Source organism: Aureisphaera galaxeae (genome assembly GCF_028561275.1).
Classification (GTDB): domain Bacteria; phylum Bacteroidota; class Bacteroidia; order Flavobacteriales; family Flavobacteriaceae; genus Aureisphaera; species Aureisphaera galaxeae.
Genome location: NZ_JAQQTF010000004.1, coordinates 82,265 through 97,089, shown reverse-complemented (window position 1 = coordinate 97,089; position 14,825 = coordinate 82,265). Strand labels below are relative to the sequence as shown.

The 14,825-nt window shown below is 40.5% G+C and carries 17 protein-coding genes; 12 read left to right on the top strand and 5 right to left on the bottom strand.

Translation table 11 applies throughout. The annotated features are described in order from the left end of the window. Positions 1-39: 39 nt before the first annotated feature. Both POV27_RS05200 and POV27_RS05195 read left to right on the top strand, forming a co-directional pair. Complete coding sequence (locus POV27_RS05200; RefSeq protein ID WP_272861681.1) at positions 40-801, top strand: glycosyltransferase family 2 protein; 762 nt, start codon at positions 40-42, stop codon at positions 799-801. 14 nt (positions 802-815) lie between these two features. Then, the gene (locus tag POV27_RS05195) at positions 816-2,048 is read left to right on the top strand and encodes an MFS transporter (protein ID WP_272861680.1); all 1,233 of its coding nucleotides are present in this window, start codon (positions 816-818) and stop codon (positions 2,046-2,048) included. 3 nt (positions 2,049-2,051) lie between these two features. Here the strand turns inward: POV27_RS05195 and POV27_RS05190 are convergent, their stop codons facing one another. Continuing rightward, complete coding sequence (locus POV27_RS05190) at positions 2,052-2,702, bottom strand: class I SAM-dependent methyltransferase (RefSeq protein WP_272861679.1); 651 nt, start codon at positions 2,700-2,702, stop codon at positions 2,052-2,054. 123 nt (positions 2,703-2,825) lie between these two features. Between POV27_RS05190 and POV27_RS05185 the strand changes: the two genes are divergently transcribed. The 8 genes from POV27_RS05185 to POV27_RS05150 all read left to right on the top strand — a co-directional run bounded on the left by POV27_RS05185 (position 2,826) and on the right by POV27_RS05150 (position 10,654). Beyond that, on the top strand, positions 2,826-3,875 hold the full coding sequence (locus tag POV27_RS05185) for a glycosyltransferase family 4 protein (protein ID WP_272861678.1): 1,050 nt from the start codon (positions 2,826-2,828) through the stop codon (positions 3,873-3,875). Further along, positions 3,872-4,804 carry a glycosyltransferase family 2 protein gene (locus POV27_RS05180; RefSeq protein WP_272861677.1) on the top strand — a complete coding sequence of 311 codons (933 nt, stop codon included), beginning with the start codon at positions 3,872-3,874 and terminating at the stop codon, positions 4,802-4,804. Before POV27_RS05185 ends, POV27_RS05180 begins: the two co-directional genes overlap by 4 nt. Next, positions 4,797-5,837, top strand: a complete 1,041-nt coding sequence (locus POV27_RS05175) for a glycosyltransferase family protein (protein ID WP_272861676.1) — start codon at positions 4,797-4,799, stop codon at positions 5,835-5,837. Before POV27_RS05180 ends, POV27_RS05175 begins: the two co-directional genes overlap by 8 nt. A 5-nt stretch (positions 5,838-5,842) precedes the next feature. After that, a complete protein-coding gene (locus POV27_RS05170) occupies positions 5,843-6,403 on the top strand; it encodes an L-threonylcarbamoyladenylate synthase (protein ID WP_272861675.1) in 561 nt (186 codons plus the stop codon). Beyond that, positions 6,403-7,833 carry a CCA tRNA nucleotidyltransferase gene (locus tag POV27_RS05165; RefSeq protein WP_272861674.1) on the top strand — a complete coding sequence of 477 codons (1,431 nt, stop codon included), beginning with the start codon at positions 6,403-6,405 and terminating at the stop codon, positions 7,831-7,833. Before POV27_RS05170 ends, POV27_RS05165 begins: the two co-directional genes overlap by 1 nt. Before the next feature lie 138 nt (positions 7,834-7,971). Then, on the top strand, positions 7,972-8,985 hold the full coding sequence (locus POV27_RS05160) for a COX15/CtaA family protein (protein ID WP_272861673.1): 1,014 nt from the start codon (positions 7,972-7,974) through the stop codon (positions 8,983-8,985). Positions 8,986-9,061: 76 nt separating this feature from the next. Continuing rightward, a complete protein-coding gene (locus tag POV27_RS05155; RefSeq protein WP_272861672.1) occupies positions 9,062-9,574 on the top strand; it encodes an IS1096 element passenger TnpR family protein in 513 nt (170 codons plus the stop codon). Between the two features lie 21 nt (positions 9,575-9,595). Further along, positions 9,596-10,654: a nucleoid-associated protein gene (locus POV27_RS05150; RefSeq protein WP_272861671.1), complete on the top strand. Its 1,059-nt coding sequence runs from the start codon at positions 9,596-9,598 to the stop codon at positions 10,652-10,654. Here the strand turns inward: POV27_RS05150 and POV27_RS05145 are convergent, their stop codons facing one another. The 4 genes from POV27_RS05145 to POV27_RS05130 all read right to left on the bottom strand — a co-directional run bounded on the left by POV27_RS05145 (position 10,655) and on the right by POV27_RS05130 (position 13,249). Beyond that, positions 10,655-11,470 carry an alpha/beta hydrolase gene (locus tag POV27_RS05145; protein WP_272861670.1) on the bottom strand — a complete coding sequence of 272 codons (816 nt, stop codon included), beginning with the start codon at positions 11,468-11,470 and terminating at the stop codon, positions 10,655-10,657. Between the two features lie 139 nt (positions 11,471-11,609). Then, positions 11,610-12,074 (bottom strand): hypothetical protein, encoded by a 465-nt coding sequence (locus POV27_RS05140; RefSeq protein WP_272861669.1) that lies wholly within the window; start codon positions 12,072-12,074, stop codon positions 11,610-11,612. A gap of 105 nt (positions 12,075-12,179) precedes the next feature. Further along, the gene (locus POV27_RS05135) at positions 12,180-12,839 is read right to left on the bottom strand and encodes a hypothetical protein (protein WP_272861668.1); all 660 of its coding nucleotides are present in this window, start codon (positions 12,837-12,839) and stop codon (positions 12,180-12,182) included. A gap of 38 nt (positions 12,840-12,877) precedes the next feature. Next, positions 12,878-13,249 carry a hypothetical protein gene (locus tag POV27_RS05130; RefSeq protein ID WP_272861667.1) on the bottom strand — a complete coding sequence of 124 codons (372 nt, stop codon included), beginning with the start codon at positions 13,247-13,249 and terminating at the stop codon, positions 12,878-12,880. A 207-nt stretch (positions 13,250-13,456) separates the two neighbouring features. Between POV27_RS05130 and POV27_RS05125 the strand changes: the two genes are divergently transcribed. Both POV27_RS05125 and POV27_RS05120 read left to right on the top strand, forming a co-directional pair. Continuing rightward, the gene (locus POV27_RS05125; RefSeq protein ID WP_272861666.1) at positions 13,457-13,834 is read left to right on the top strand and encodes a hypothetical protein; all 378 of its coding nucleotides are present in this window, start codon (positions 13,457-13,459) and stop codon (positions 13,832-13,834) included. Between the two features lie 94 nt (positions 13,835-13,928). Then, positions 13,929-14,825: an ABC transporter ATP-binding protein gene (locus POV27_RS05120; RefSeq protein WP_272861665.1), complete on the top strand. Its 897-nt coding sequence runs from the start codon at positions 13,929-13,931 to the stop codon at positions 14,823-14,825.

Below are 14,825 nucleotides of genomic sequence, written 5' to 3'. Positions count from 1 at the left end.
GAGTAAAATTATTACTTTTACCCAAATTAAACACCACCTTTGGAGCAGGAGACTAAAATCAGTGCAGTTGCCATTACCCTGAACGAAGGCCCCGTGATCGAGGGCTTTATAAAAAGTCTCCATTTCGTAGATGAAATCATCATCGTAGATTCCTATAGCACAGACGATACTGTATCGTTAGCTTCCCAATTTGACAAGGTAAAAGTCGTAGAACGCGCTTTCGATAATTTCAGTGAACAGAAAAACTTTGCAATTGCCCAAGCTTCGAACGATTGGATCCTCTTTTTTGATCCTGATGAGGAAATCACCGAGGCCTTGGCAAACGAAATTCAAAACGTACTAAAAAACCCAAAAGCAGTCGCTTATAGTGTAAAACGGCAACTCCACTTTATGGGAAAGCGTATTAAATACAGTGGGTTTCAGACAGATTGGGTGGTTCGCGTTTTCAAAAAGGAACACGGGAGATACAATGGAAATTTGGTGCACGAAACACTGGATGTTAATGGCACTATTGGGAAATTAAAGGCCCGACTTCCGCACCACACCTACAAAAGTTTGGATGACTATACGGGGAAATTGCATCGATATAGTACCCTGCAAGCAAGAATGTTGTACAAAAGGGGTAAAAAACCCAACTTGTACCACTTCCTTTTCCGTCCATGGTATCGGTTTTGGCATCAGTATTTGCTTCGATTGGGCATTCTAGATGGCAAAGAAGGTTTTATCCTAGCCTATATTAATGCCTTTTCGGTATTTAAACGGTACGTCAACCTCTGGTTGTTGTATCGTAAAATCAACTAACACCTGCTAAACATATGGCCAACGAAGAGTCCAAACAAATGTACCTGTATTGTTCGTCCCTGTTTTTGGATAGGGCGGCATACTATGGATTAAGAGCCATTCTCGTCCTTTACATGATAGAAGGGGCTTTGGATATGCCCCGGGAAAAGGCATTAAGAGTGTATGGATATGTAACGGCCTTTCTTATTCTTTCGGAAATCGTGGGCGCTTTGTTGGGTGATCTGGTCGCCGGAAATAAAAACACAGGGCTTTTTGGGGGACTGTTATTTATGTTGGGCTCATTTTTATTGTGTATTGAAGTCCAATGGATATTCTACCTCGGCTTAGGTTTCGTTCTATTGGGAAGTGGTTTTTATGGCCCGAACCTATTTGCCTTGTTCGGAAAAACGATTTCCAATAAAGATAAGCTTATGGATAGCCGAACAACCTTATACTATCTGGCTTCCAATCTTGGAGCAGTCTTCGGAATTATAGCTATAGGATACTTGAGTGAAAGAGTATTTAATTACAAAATGGGCTTCGTTTTAAGTGGTTTCCTGATGCTAGTTTCAACACTCATTCTATTCATAACCAAACTTCCAAATTTGAAACCTATTCAGACCAAAGTAAAGGGGTATTTCTCCAATAATTATCTGAACCTTTTACTCATTATTGGTTTTGGGAGTTTATACTGGTTCTTTCAAAATATGGGAGAAGGAGCCACTATGGGTAAAATCATTGAGGTGAGTGCCGCATTTTCGGAACTCATACCATCGTCTTTATTTATGTCCATAAAATCCTATCCTGCTTTTATCATAGGGCTTATAGCGGTTTTCGTTTGGTATGCCAAGTACATGCATCGTTTCATTAAGTTGTTTTTCGGCTTTCTTTCTTTGGCTATAGCATTTATACTTTTCAGGTTTCTTCCAGAAGCATCAAGTGAATTGAGCTTGATTGTTACTTTTCTTTCATTTGTGTTCTTTGGACTGGGTGAGACCTTAGTAATACCGACCATAAGCTCTCTCATCATAAAATATACTCCTGAGAGATTCTATGCCATTGTATCCAGCCTAAGGGTGTTGCCTAGCCAGATTTTGCTTGTGCTAGGTGCTTTCTTGCCTTATATGCCAGAAGGTTCTAACTTTAATCTACACCTTTGCATCCTTGGATTGTTGATTTTCGGTGTATTGATATACTCCTTGCGGAAGTTTTTCAAGGATGAACCGCTTACTCCAAAAGAAATAGAAGAGATAGGGAAAGAATCGTAAAAATCAACTAGGTTTTGCCCTTGCCACGGTGGCGTATTGCAAGTTCCTCATGTCCATTTGGGTGAAGAAAACAAACATATTGAATAGAATGGGTCGTAGCGATTTGGTTTTGTTGATTCCTTCGTGCAGCATAATCTCATAACCTAAGTCCTCATACATCCGCCGAATGCTTTTCCCCGTAAAAAATCGGAGATGGGTATGGTCTAAAATCCCATTCTTTTCATACCTCCAATCTTTTTTTAGGGCCAATTTCATAAAAGTATCGTACGATCGGATATTGGGAATAGAACTTATAATCACCCCATTGGGACTAAGTTTTGGTTTTATTTTTTGAAGCACTTCATAGGGGTCTACCATATGCTCGAGAACATCGTTAAAGAAAATCGCATCGAAATAGTCATTAGGCAGCATATCTAAAAAATCCTCACACGGGCCAGAAAATGCCCTATCCAATACTTTAGAAGCCTCTTGTGCGTGTTCATTCACATATTCAATACCCCAAGCTTCCACTCCAAAAGTTTCCTTTAAATGAAGGGCGAAGCTTCCTGTACCACATCCTATATCCATAATTTTTCTCGCTTCGGAAGGAAGATATCTTACCATTTCTTGGCGAATGGTATCAAAATACCCGTCGGGCTTATTGTTGTAATCCATATAGCTCTCGTTAAGTTGAAGGGACAACGGTACACGGTAAAATCATCTATGAATAATAGACGATTTACAATTGAAAGATTAGACGACGGCAAGGTAAAAAAATTATTCGATCTTTGTCAAAGCATGCCAAAAACGATTTACGTACTGCACAAAAATGGAGCTCCAAGCCATTACTACGCACTGGAACATCTCGCTTCTAAAAACGGTTATACAGTGGCCTACCGTGAGTTTTCCATCTTTAGTAAGTGGTACAAAGGCATTGTAAAAGGAAAATGGAAGCTCTTTTCAAAACAGTTCACAAACGCAGGGTTTATGCTATCCCTGCTCCTTTCAAAAAACAAAAAGGTCGTAGTGGGAATCGCTCCTTTCGACCCAAAATTGAAATCATTACTTCCTCTCCTAAAGAAACAACAAATCTATTACCATACCTCTTGGACTTATTGGGACGGAAGTTTTCATCCCAAACGCAAAAAAAATACACCTCAAGTGATGAAAGCTTGGGGATCGTTTTTGGAAAACCATTGCAAGCACATATTCGCGGTAAACCAACAAGGGAAATCGCAGCTTGTTGCCAACTATAATCTTGAGGATAGTAAGGTTAGTGTCGTACACCATTCCTTGCATCCCGACTTTACAAATAAGGTGGTCGAAGAACGAAGGAAAAATAGCTTCGTCTATGTAGGTCGACTTACTTCTGATAAAGGCATACAGGAACTGTTGGCGTTCTTCTCGGAGAACCCTTCTGCTTCCCTTACCATCATAGGAGATGGGAAAATGGCATCACAGGTCACAGTATATTCCGAAAAGCATCCTAACATCATTTTTAAAGGATATGTTTCAGGAAAAGAGGCCTTGAAAAAGGAATTCGCCTCGCACCAATACATGTTACTGAATTCAAAAAAGACCTCGAAATGGGAAGAGCTTTTCGGAATTATTATCATTGAAGCCATGTCCCAGGGCACCTTACCTATTGCTTCCAACCACAGTGGCCCTAAGGAAATCATAGACGAGAGCTTTGGGTTCTTATTTGAAGAGGGCAAATTAAAACACACTTTGGCCTCCCTATTGGAAAGCCCTACTTTTACCGAAGAAAAATCGGAAAAAGCCATAGTGGCCTCACAATCCTATACGATTGAAAATGTATCCAAACATTGGCAAGCCATAGTAAGATGATCGACGTTAGCTGTATCCTTATCAATTACAATTCCAGCGAATACACCATAAAATGCGTGGCCTCCATTCTGGAAAACACCCAAGAGGACATCACCTATGAAATCGTAGTTGTAGATAATGCGTCGACTCCGGAGAACTATGATATTGTGGTTAAAGGGATTGAAAAAATCAATTCGCCCAAGGTGAAGCTCATCCGTAGTCTTAAAAACACGGGCTTTGGTGGAGGAAATATGACGGGTGTACAACATGCAAGCCTCTGTCGTTACTTTGCTTTCATCAACAATGACACTCTGATGGTAAGCCCGAATACCTTGAAGGAACTGGTGCACTTCATGGAAACACATCCCAATGCTGGTATGTCTTCACCACAAATGTTGGATCATGAAAAGGGATTTAGAAGAACCATCGATCATTTTGCATCTCCTGCACGGGAAATCCTGAAAAGGGGATTTTTGGAATTCGTCAACCCAAAACGTTACCCGAATAGAAAGAGGACCTACAAACAACCCTTGAAGGTGGATTATGTGCAGGGTGCTTTTATGTTTGCAGATGCCGAAATATTCAATGCGGTGGGTGGATTCGACACCAACCTATTCCTGTATTATGAAGAAAGTGACGTTTGCAGAAGGATGTGGAAGCAAAAACAGAAAATAGCCTATTTGGTGCCCCATTTGGAGTACATTCACTATGAAAGTGCTAGTTCGAGTAGCAATATCACCATGAAGATTGAACAGAAAATCTCATTGTTCTATTACCTTCGGAAACACTACGGTGCTTTTTGGACCAAAATCGTGCAAATCTATTTCTGTGTTCGTTATTTCTTTCGGGCGATTTTCAAACCCAAGTATTGGAAACTCTTCCGATTACTCTTGGCAGGCATGCCGCTCTCCCATTCCCTAAAACAAAAACAACCTGTGCTCGATGCGTAAGGTCGCTCTCATAGAAGCAGGTGCCTTTCACGATGAATGCTTGCACAGTCAGATTCAATATTTGAAGGAATCGGCTCAGGTAACGCTGTTTTGCCATCCCAAGTTAGAGTCACGGGTAAAGGATTTACCAGATGTACATAAGATCGTTTATTTTGATCTGAGCTCTAAGATGAAAAAGTACCAGAGTTGGTTCAGCACTTGGCGGAGAATCGTAAAGGGAGGTTTCGAAGTGGTTATCTTCAATAGTGCGGAAAGCAATATCATTAAACTCATTTCTTTCCCGTTTCCCAAACGTATTCGATTAGTGGGAACACTTCACAATGCGCATAATCTGTTTGAAAAAGCCAAGCAGAAGAAGGTGACAAAAAAAATAGACGCCTACCTCACGTTGAATGATTTCGTAGCCGAAAATGTTAGGGCCGAAAAATTAACAACTAAAACAGTGGGTTCCTACTATCCCATTCAATTTCCCGAATTTCCCGGTTCGTTGAAAAAGCCAGAAGGTGAAGTTTGGGTTACTGTACCAGGCGTGATTTCCTTAGACAAAAGGGATTATAGCGTTTTTAAGGAATGGAAGATACCCGATCATGTAAAGGTCATCTTCTTGGGAAGGCCAGAAAATGAAGAAGCCAAGGCATTTGTAAAAGAAGCGAAGCAGTATCCGTCCGCCAATCAATTTTTATTTTTCGATTCCTTCGTGTCTAATGAATTGTTCCATGATTACATTCGGAATAGCGATTATATCATGCCGCTGATTCATCCAAATAACGCGTTTTTCTCCCGTTTTCGTAAGTACAAGATTTCGGGGAGTTACAATTTGGCATTCGGATACCGCATTCCACTGCTCATGGAACAATCCTTCAATGACATCGCTGATTTTAAAGAAAATGCGGTTTTCTACGATTACGATCATATAGAAAACCTATTCGATACTATTTCTAAAACCCAAAAGAAGTACTATCAACATCCTAAATGGGACTTCGAATTTCAGAAAGAAAACTATTTACGGCTTATCTTTGGCAATTCAAATTAAAAGCCATGTACGAAGAGATTGAAAAGGCCATTTCAGTATTAAAAAAAGGAGGCGTCATCCTCTATCCCACCGACACCGTTTGGGGAATAGGCTGCGATGCTACCAACGAAGAAGCCATTGAGGCCGTTTACCAACTAAAAAAGCGTGTCGAAAGCAAGGCTTTGATCTGTTTGGTGAGCGATTTTAAAATGCTGAATCAGTACGTGGAAGATGTACCCGAGGTAGCCTATGACATCCTCAAATACGCGGCTAAGCCAACGACCATTATCTATGATGATCCTATTCGCGTGGCTTTAAATTTAATCGCAGAGGACAATTCGTTAGCCATACGCGTGACTAAGGATGATTTTTGTAAAAAATTGATCCGGAAATTCAGACGTCCCATTGTCTCTACTTCGGCCAATATAAGTGGCGAGAAAACCCCAGCAACCTTCAAAGAAATAAGCCCAGAGATTTTGGAAGGCGTGGACTATGTCGTAAATTTGCAAAAGAATAAAAAACCCGCAAAACCGTCAGCAATCATTAAACTGAAAAACGACGGTACGGTCAAGGTTATCCGAGATTAATGTCCACAGTTCCAAACTACAGAAACGCACTTCAGCATCCTATTTTCAACACCGTATCCAGAGCTGCTTCCCTTCAGAAAGTAGACTGTTACGTTATTGGAGGTTTTGTGCGTGATTATCTTTTGAAACGGGGTAATGCCAAAGATGTAGATATCGTGGCAGTAGGCAGCGGTATTGAATTGGCCAAACAGGTATCGGATCTTTTACCGAACAAACCCAAGGTATCCATTTTCAAAAATTATGGTACGGCCATGCTGAAGAGCCAGGATATTGAACTGGAATTCGTGGGTGCCCGAAAGGAAAGCTACCAAGAGGATAGCCGCAACCCCGCTGTGGAAGGTGGCACTTTGCAGGATGACCAAAACCGTAGGGATTTTACCATCAACGCGCTGGCGATTAGCCTGAATGAAGAAAACTACGGCGCCCTATTAGATCCTTTCGACGGTATAAAGGACCTGAACAACAAATGCATACGGACCCCATTGGATCCCGACATTACCTATAGTGATGATCCTTTACGCATGCTACGAGCCATTCGTTTTGCTACGCAACTAGACTTTCAAATTGAAAAAGAATCCTTGGAGGCCATTAAACGGAATGCAGATCGAATAAAGATCATTTCGAAGGAGCGCATTGTAGATGAAGTTCATAAAATACTGGCGGCACCGGTTCCTTCTATTGGATTTACCCTATTGCACAATACAGGATTGCTGCCATACATCTTTCCGGAGTTGATGGCACTGAAGGGGATTGAAGAAAAAGAAGGTCAAAAACACAAAGACAATTTCTGGCATACGCTGGAGGTAGTTGATAATATTGCCCATACGACAGATAATCTTTGGCTACGTTGGTCCGCCCTTTTGCACGATATTGGCAAAGCACCAACCAAACGATTTGACAAACGCAATGGATGGACCTTTCATGGGCACGAGTTTGTAGGATCTAAAATGGTATACAAGCTCTTCAAAAGGATGCGCATGCCACTGAATGAGAAGATGAAATTTGTTCAGAAAATGGTGCTTATGAGTTCGCGACCTATAGTATTGGCCACCGAAGTGACCGACAGTGCCGTACGGCGGTTGGTATTCGATGCCGGGGATTACGTAGATGACCTAATGACGCTTTGCGAAGCAGATATCACCACCAAAAACCCAAAAAGATTTAAAAAGTACCACAACAATTTTAAGGTAGTACGTCGTAAAATAAAGGAAGTTGAGGAGCGAGATCGTATCAGAAACTTCCAACCTCCTGTGTCTGGGGAAGAGATTATGAAAACTTTTGGTTTGAAACCTTCCCGGGAAATCGGAATCATTAAGGAAGCGATTAAAGAAGCCATCCTTGAAGGAGAAATCCCCAATGAATACGAAGCAGCACGGGAATATATGCTAAGAAAAGGAGAAGAAATAGGACTAAAAGAGACAAAGCAGTAAAGTGGCAAAGAGACAAAGAGGCAAAGAGACGAAGGAACTGGTAAAACTCTGTGACTTTGAAATTTTGAATCTTTACAACTCTGAAACTCATCATCTTTGAAACTTTGGAACTCTAAAGCTCTGTAACTCACGAAACCCATGAAAGACAACAAAAAAGTAATCTACTGGCTATTAACGGGATGTATATTGATTTTCATTATGGTGGTAGTCGGGGGGATTACACGTCTTACACACTCCGGGCTTTCCATTTCCAATTATAAACTTATTTCGGGGACGCTTCCGCCAATGAACGAGACCGAATGGCAAGAGGCTTTCGAATTGTACAAGCAGTATCCCGAATACCAAAAAATAAACTACAACTTTACGTTAGAGGACTTTAAGGACATTTACTTTTGGGAGTGGATTCACAGGGTAATCGGTCGACTTATCGGTTTGGTATTCTTTATCCCTTTTGTCTACTTCTTGATCCGAAAACAACTAACAAAACCTACCATACGAAAATGCATTGTGCTAATGGGACTTGGAGCTTTTCAAGGTTTCTTGGGTTGGTATATGGTGAAAAGTGGATTGGTAGATCGACCAGATGTAAGTCATTATCGTTTGGCAATGCACCTCACCACGGCTTTCATCACCTTTGCCTATACGCTATGGGTGGCTTTGGATTTAATGTTTCCCGAAAAGAAAACTATTGTCAAAGGTTTTCGGAATCTTATGAGGTGGGGTATGGCAGTATTGCTCCTGCAGATCATCTATGGAGCCTTTGTGGCAGGACTTGATGCCGGATGGATTCACAACCATTGGCCTTTAATGAGCGATGGCAAGCTAATCCATGAAACAGTGACTATAGAACAGGAACCCGTTTGGAAGAACTTTGTGGAAGGAAAAAGTGGGGTCCAATTCGTTCATCGTTACTTAGCTTATGTAGTGGTTATTCTTATTGGGGTTATCGCATACCGAAGTCGAAAATTGACCCTTACAAATTTCCAAAACAAGGGAGTTCAGGCTTTGGTTGCTCTAGTGATCGCACAATTCGTGCTTGGCGTATTTACCCTTATTCTACAGGTGCCACTTTGGTTAGGGGTATTACATCAAGTTATGGCATTCTTCTTATTGGCAGCCATGACCTTTACCTTGCATCGATTCAGTAAATAGGTTTGTTTAAAAAACACCACTGCGATCTTCTTAGAAAAGGAATATATCGTAACTTTGCCGTCCTAATTTTTACGAGATGATTTATCGATTCAGAGCCATATTGGATACGCATGAAGACGTGTTTCGCGACATCGAGATTGAAGCGTCCAATACCTTAGAGGACCTGCATAATGTAATTACCCAATCCTTTGGTTTTGGGGGACAGGAAATGGCTTCTTTTTATGTGAGTAACGATCTATGGGAACAAGGGGAAGAAATTGCCCTATTCGACATGAGTGATGAGCCCGGAAGCGTTCGTGTGATGAGCGAGACCCTTTTGGAGGACGTGGTAGATGAAGACCAAACCAAGCTTATCTACGTGTATGATTTCCTTAATATGTGGACTTTTATGGTAGAACTGGCCGAAATTGCTGAGTACGAAGAAGGTCGTTCCTATCCAAACCTTATGTTCGCCCATGGACAGATACCCGAGGAAGCACCTGATAAGGAATTTGTGGCCGAAAACATGGAAGGAGAGGATGACGATGATGAATACGGATTGAATCCAGAAGATTACGACACCCTAGATTTCGACGAGAACTGGAACTAACGCTGAAACCCAAAAAACACCATGATCAATTTATACGGAACCCATATCACTTCACTTTCCATTCACCGCGTAGGAAATAAAAGCCGAAACGAAGGCATACTATTGTCCGGCGCTCCTTATGAAATGGATGATGAATTAACGCCTTTGATGAAAGAATTCTTTTTGAAGCCATTTAGGGATAAGGAAGAGAATTACTTTCAGTTTGCGCACGATGCTGACTTGGAGTTCCATGATCTATTTAATTATGTTTCCCAAGTTTTCGATTCACCAGACGACATACACGAGGTAAGCAAGAAGATCGCCAAACATTTGTTCGATCAATCCATGCATCCACACATTAAGAGCGGAGAAGTGTATGTGGCCTACTTGGAGAACCTTCAGATCGACAATGAACGCGTAGATGGAATTGGGATCTTTAAGTCAGAATTGAAGCATGATTTCCTTCAATTTTCGGAAAAGGAGAACCAGTTGGATGCCTTTTTGCAACAAGGAGTCAACCTTAATAAATTAGATAAGGGAGCACTCATCTTCAATGTAAAAAAAGAAGAAGGCTATAAGGTATTATCCATTGATAGTAATCGTTATGACGCCAGGTATTGGTTGGAAAGCTTTTTAGGAGTAGAGGCTTTTGAAGATGAGAATTTCTTCACCAAAAAGTACCTAAAATTCTGTCAGGACTTTGCCAAGGATGTGGTATTGCCTGCCGAGGACAAGAAAGAAGAGGTGTTGTTCATGAACCGTGCGGTAAATCACTTTGCCAAAAATGAATTGTTCGAAGAATCGGCTTTCGTAAATGAAGTGATCGATAATCCTGATCTTATTCCTGAATTTAAACATTACAAGACCGAACAAGCTCCTAAATACAAAATTGAAGACCTAACCTCCTTCCCCATTGCCAATACAGCGGTATCGGCAGCGCGAAAAAAGATCAAAAATGTGATCCAATTGGATACTAACATCCAGATAAAGATGGATTTCATTAATCCTGAAAGTGCCGAAAAGTTTGTGGAAAAAGGATGGGACGAGGAAAAACAGATGTACTACTACCTCGTATATTTTAATAAGGAACAGAAGTCCTAACTATCTTACATATTTTAGTATAAATTGAACCAACGGGCTATCCATTTGTCCTAGTTTATGGATAATTTGATAATGGTTTAGCCCTTCGTATTCGAGGTATTCCAAAGGAGCTTTCGATTTGTTGTTGAGATAAAGATTCTTGGATTCGGTAATAAAAAAATCAGTTTCACGGGAACCTACACTTAGTAGCGTAGGACATTCCAAAACGGACAAATCCTTATTTGAAACACTGAAATCGAACACATCCTTTTCATTCAAGCCCAGGACATCATTGAGATAACTGTTTTTAATGAAACTTAAATCGAATATTCCGCTAAGGCTACAAACGGCTCGAATGCTTGGTCGTAACTTTTCATTCATTAGATACGCCATTAACGCTAAATGTCCGCCAGCAGAATGACCCGATAGCACCATTTTATTTGGGTCTCCATTAAAACAAGAGGCTTGTCGTTGGATCCAATGGATTCCATCGTAGATATCATCCAAAAGCGTTGCCATATTCACTTCGGGTATTAACCGATAATTCACGACACAAACCGTAACATTGTTTTTCACAAAAGGTTCGGCCACAAAGCTGTAACTTCTTTTATCCAATGCCCGCCAATATCCGCCGTGAATAAATACGAATATTGGTGATTCACTCACATGGGAAGGAAAAACATCTATTGCTTGAAGTTTCGACGCTCCGAATTTTTGATCTAAATGGCAGTAATATTCATTCCTAACCCTTTCCGATTCCCTTTCATTGAAATCTAAAAAGGTTTGGAAATCGGGATGTTGTGCTCTAAGGTTTAGTTGATTATTGGGAGTTCTCATGTCCATTTTAAAGGCCCATATAGATTATTTGTAAAGATACCCAATAGCATCCCTATTGCCACCTACCTATCTTATGAATTCTTGACATCGCAAGTAGCTGAAGTCGTAGAGGTATTTCTGCATGATATTATTATCTGTTTCAGTCAAGAAAAAAGTCGGTAGTATCTTTTTTCAAGAGTTGTGAAACGTCTAAATCTTTATACTGATAGAATCTATATACATTCCATGCTCCAGATTTAAAGGCTACAATTCGACTTCGAGAGGTAAAGAAATATCCTTCTTCATCATATTCATTTTCAATATCATAATAGTATTTTCGCACAACTAAATTTTGCTTTTCGAAAGCATACTCCTTTTCAGTAATCAGTTTCGCTGAAACCTCACCAATTTGAATTTGAGACTTAGTTTTTTCATGTATTTGGAACGTTGGCCATTGTATTGACTCATTTTCTCCAGTTTTCTTTAGCCCAAAGATGTGAGTATGCAAACTATTTCTCTTTTTGATGGTTAAAGTCGTAGTGTCCGAATGATGAATTTCATTGTGTGCGAACTCGGTTATTGTAACTGGAAAGACTTTGGCAGAGAATTCTTCTTCATTGTCCATTTTACAGGAAATAATGAAAGAAACCATAATAGTCAATGAAAATAAGTAAATGCTTATCCTTTTAATCAAACTTCGTAATGTTATGGTTTACGACAACAGCAAAGATCATTCCTCAAACTTCCCAATCCTCTCCAACTCCTTACCAAACTTGATTTCGGCTTCTATCTGTCCGAGTAACTCCCTTACTTTACTCAAGGGATGATCCGGGAATTGGGCATCGTATGTAGTCGCTTCCGATTTATTCATTAAAATCCCCTCCTTTATTTCTGGATCATAAGGATCCTGAAACCAGCCTTCGTACCCCTTGTCACCTAAGGATATTGTTCCTTCGGTTAATAATTGCATCGCTACCACATTATCCCGCATTCCTGTGGTTCCAATTTCGGGAGCAATAACTTTTACGACATAACTACAACTTTCAAAAGGAATGGTTAAGGAAGCAATGTATGCCATTCCGAAGGGTTCCTGCGGAAATTTAAAAATGGTTCTAATGGTATCGTATCCCTTCAATTGTATCTTATCCACTTCGACAATACCTCCGTTGGCCTGTGCAATCACCTGTCGATAGAAGTTTCGGACCTCATCGATGTTTTTTATAGAAGGTAGATCGGGTTGAAGATTGAAAAAATTAACCGAAACGGTCATCCCTTTTTGCGTATTCACCCATTCCTTCACCATTTGATTACTCTTTTCTTCAAACCACCCAAAATGGGGTATGGAAATGGAATGTATACTGACTTTTTTCCGATTGAACAATCGTATCATAAGGTGTAGTCTGTAGTTGAATTAAACAAATATACCTGCTAATTACGAACAAATTCTAAAGCTGGACCATCCACCTCGGGCTGATCCGTTATAAAAAGTGTTTCTCCTTCAAAAAAGTAATCGTAAGGAACCGATAGTATAGTTATTGTATTATCGGTAAGGGAAAAGTCATAATTGCCTGTTTCCAAAATTTGCAAGTCTTCATCTGGATTGTTGACAACCCTCACGTTGTTGTCTACCACATTGAAGGTCCAAACGTGCTCTCCTATCTGAAAGTCAACGGGTGGGCATTCGCAGGTTACATTGATTAGATTCCACCTTCCTTGCAAACTGTTCGTTTCAGAAGTATCGTCTTCTTTACAGGAGAAAAATACCATCAAAACCAAAATTGGAAGAAATATCTTTTTCATATTTTTTTGTTTAAGATACTACAAAAAAGCCAAGGTTAACTATCATTTAAGGCGTTACAAATGAAAAATGGATAAACAACATTCCTTAAAAATCCTGAGCATCCATTAACCCTTTATTTATGTTCCACGACATCATAGGCACTTCTTTTGTACAGAATTCCGTATCTTAGGAATGATTTTTGCTTATTGAGAAAAGAAAAAGACACTATGAAAACAATTACGAAATTCCTTCTTATTTGTGCTGTTGTACTTGCTGGGGTAAGTTGCTCCAACGACGACGATGGCAAATCGACCACCCTTATTTTTACACCCCTAGCCGAAGTAGACAACTCCAGTACCCTTATTTATGATCTGGGTGTTTTTGGTGATCCTGAGCTTACGACCATTATTTTTCAGGCAGAAAATGCCCGTATCAGTGAATTACGCCAAAACGAGGAAACAGGCGATATAGAGTACGTTTATTTGGCAGAAGAAGGCTTTATCGGTACGGACCGTGTGCACATTCAGACCGAAACAGGCCCACTGGGAAGTCCGGAAAGTTCTCCGGTGATGATCGCTCAAATCACGATCAAAGTATCCGAATAGCAAAACGTTAGATTTTTCTGAAAATTTAGTCTGGGTTGTAACATAACTTGGGATGGTTCGTCATATGGACAACTAATCAACAAAAACCATTTTTGTGCAGCCCATACTTACAATAAATAACCTTACCAAACGGTTTGGTCCCATTACGGCAGTGAAAGACCTGTCTTTCACCATAGAAAAAGGAAATGTTTACGGAATTCTTGGTCCCAATGGTAGTGGAAAGTCAACTACGCTGGGAATCGTTCTCAATGTAGTAAACCGAACCTCTGGGGATTTCTCCTGGTTCGACGGAACAGAAACTACCCACGACGCCCTAAAGCGCGTAGGTGCTATCATTGAGCGTCCCAACTTTTACCCCTACATGACGGCAGTTCAGAACCTAGAATTGGTCTGCAAGATTAAGGGAGTGGATAACTCTAAAGTAAACGAAACCTTAGAAGTCGTGGGGCTTCTTGAACGTAAGGACAGTAAATTCCGCACCTTTTCTTTGGGGATGAAGCAGCGCTTGGCGATTGCCTCTGCCCTGCTCAACGAACCTGAAATTCTTATTCTAGATGAGCCTACCAATGGACTGGATCCGCAGGGAATCCATCAGATTCGGCAAATCATTAAAAAAATTGCATCACAAGGAACCACTATTCTACTAGCATCACATTTGTTGGATGAAGTAGAGAAAGTATGTAGTCATGTAGTGATTCTTCGCAAAGGGGAAAGTTTGTATACGGGAAGTGTGGACGGTATGCAAGCCAGTCATGGATTTATGACATTAGAAAGCAAGGATAATGGTGCATTGCAAAGGGAGTTAGAAGCTATGAACGCTTTTACTTCTATAAAACAAGAGGGCGATCGACTGGTGGCCTACCTCAACAAACCCATGGATGCTGGGGCTTTGAACGAACATTTATTTTCGAAAGGGATAGCGTTATCGCATCTCGAAAAGCGCAAAGAAAGCCTAGAAGAACTATTCCTTGAAATCACCCAAAACAACTAA

Bases quoted from the DNA above. Each gene is read 5' to 3' on its own strand.
- POV27_RS05195 (WP_272861680.1), top strand. From the start codon at position 816: ATGGCCAACGAAGAGTCCAAACAAATGTACCTGTATTGTTCGTCCCTG.
- POV27_RS05190 (WP_272861679.1), bottom strand. From the start codon at position 2,702: ATGGATTACAACAATAAGCCCGACGGGTATTTTGATACCATTCGCCAA.
- POV27_RS05185 (WP_272861678.1), top strand. From the start codon at position 2,826: ATGCCAAAAACGATTTACGTACTGCACAAAAATGGAGCTCCAAGCCAT.
- POV27_RS05180 (WP_272861677.1), top strand. From the start codon at position 3,872: ATGATCGACGTTAGCTGTATCCTTATCAATTACAATTCCAGCGAATAC.
- POV27_RS05175 (WP_272861676.1), top strand. From the start codon at position 4,797: ATGCGTAAGGTCGCTCTCATAGAAGCAGGTGCCTTTCACGATGAATGC.
- POV27_RS05170 (WP_272861675.1), top strand. From the start codon at position 5,843: ATGTACGAAGAGATTGAAAAGGCCATTTCAGTATTAAAAAAAGGAGGC.
- POV27_RS05165 (WP_272861674.1), top strand. From the start codon at position 6,403: ATGTCCACAGTTCCAAACTACAGAAACGCACTTCAGCATCCTATTTTC.
- POV27_RS05160 (WP_272861673.1), top strand. From the start codon at position 7,972: ATGAAAGACAACAAAAAAGTAATCTACTGGCTATTAACGGGATGTATA.
- POV27_RS05155 (WP_272861672.1), top strand. From the start codon at position 9,062: ATGATTTATCGATTCAGAGCCATATTGGATACGCATGAAGACGTGTTT.
- POV27_RS05150 (WP_272861671.1), top strand. From the start codon at position 9,596: ATGATCAATTTATACGGAACCCATATCACTTCACTTTCCATTCACCGC.
- POV27_RS05145 (WP_272861670.1), bottom strand. From the start codon at position 11,470: ATGAGAACTCCCAATAATCAACTAAACCTTAGAGCACAACATCCCGAT.
- POV27_RS05140 (WP_272861669.1), bottom strand. From the start codon at position 12,074: ATGGACAATGAAGAAGAATTCTCTGCCAAAGTCTTTCCAGTTACAATA.
- POV27_RS05135 (WP_272861668.1), bottom strand. From the start codon at position 12,839: ATGATACGATTGTTCAATCGGAAAAAAGTCAGTATACATTCCATTTCC.
- POV27_RS05130 (WP_272861667.1), bottom strand. From the start codon at position 13,249: ATGAAAAAGATATTTCTTCCAATTTTGGTTTTGATGGTATTTTTCTCC.
- POV27_RS05125 (WP_272861666.1), top strand. From the start codon at position 13,457: ATGAAAACAATTACGAAATTCCTTCTTATTTGTGCTGTTGTACTTGCT.